1 protein-coding gene is annotated in these 1,220 nt (G+C 71.1%); it reads left to right on the top strand.

The annotated features are described in order from the left end of the window. A partial coding sequence (locus G6018_RS12450; RefSeq protein WP_182639762.1) for an acyltransferase domain-containing protein occupies positions 1-1,220 on the top strand: 1,220 nt, incomplete at both ends.

Genomic DNA, 1,220 nt, shown 5'->3' with positions numbered 1-1,220 from the left:
GCGCTGGCGGCCGGCGACCCCGGCCCCGGCGTCTTCAGCGCGGACGCCCCCGCCGGCACCGGCGACGTCTGGGTGTTCTCGGGCTTCGGCGCCCAGCACCGCAAGATGGCCAAGGAGCTGTACCTGTCCAACCCGCTGTTCGCCTCGTGCCTGGACGCGGTGGACGAGCTCATCGACTTCGAGGCCGGCTACCGGATGGTCGAGATGTTCCTCGACGACTCGGTCACCTACGAGGTGGAGAACGCGCAGGTCGGCATCTTCGCCGTCCAGGTCGCGCTCGTCGACACGCTCAAGGCCCTCGGTGCCAAGCCGGAGGCCGTGATCGGTCACTCGATGGGCGAGGTCGCCGCCGCCTACGCGGCGGGCGGACTGAGCCTCGAGGACGCGGTGCGGGTGATCTGCGTCCGCTCGCGCCTCATGGGCGACGCGGAGCAGCAGGTCTCCGACGAGGACGCCGGCGCCATGGCGCTGGTCGAGTACTCGGCCGAGGAGATCGCCCAGATCATCGCCGACAACCCCCAGTTCGCCTCGATCGAGCCCGCGGTCTACGCCGCCCCCACCCACACCACGGTCGGGGGCCGCGCCAAGCCCGTCGCCGAGTTCGTGGCCTGGGTCGAGGAGCAGGGCAAGTTCGCCCGTCAGCTCCAGGTCCGAGGAGCCGGGCACACCTCCGACGTCGACATGCTGCTGGGCGAACTGGCCGCCGAGATCGCGGGCCTGGAGCCGCGCGAGCTCACCTCCGGCCTGTTCTCCTCCGTGGACAAGGAGACCTTCTACCGCGCCGGCCACGAGCCGATCCACGCGGAGGAGTACTGGGTCAAGGGCATGCGGCACTCGGTGTGGTTCACCCACGCCGTGCGCAAGGCCGTCGAGGCCGGGTATGTGACGTTCCTGGAGTTCGCGCCCAACCCGGTCGCCGCGATGTCCGTGGCGGCGACGTGCTTCGACGCCGGCCTGATGGAGCCCAACCTGCTCCACACGCTCAAGCGCAAGGAGTCCGAGGCCGACACCCTGCTCCACGCGATCGCCCAGCTGTACGTCCACGGCCACGAGGTCAACATGGACCAGGTCGTGGAGATGCTGCACGGCTACGTCACCGGCCCCGGCCGTTACGCCCCGGTGCCCGGCACGGCGTGGAAGCGCCGGACGCTGTGGCCGACCGTGACCGCCGGCGGCGGCTCGGGCGAGGGTCGTATGCCGGGCTCCCACGTGGCGCTGCC

Origin of the sequence: Dietzia sp. DQ11-44, assembly GCF_014145205.1 — a bacterium.
Taxonomy (GTDB): domain Bacteria; phylum Actinomycetota; class Actinomycetes; order Mycobacteriales; family Mycobacteriaceae; genus Dietzia; species Dietzia natronolimnaea.
The sequence above is the reverse complement of the archived record's forward strand: the minus strand, read 5'-3'. Positions and strand labels throughout refer to the sequence as shown.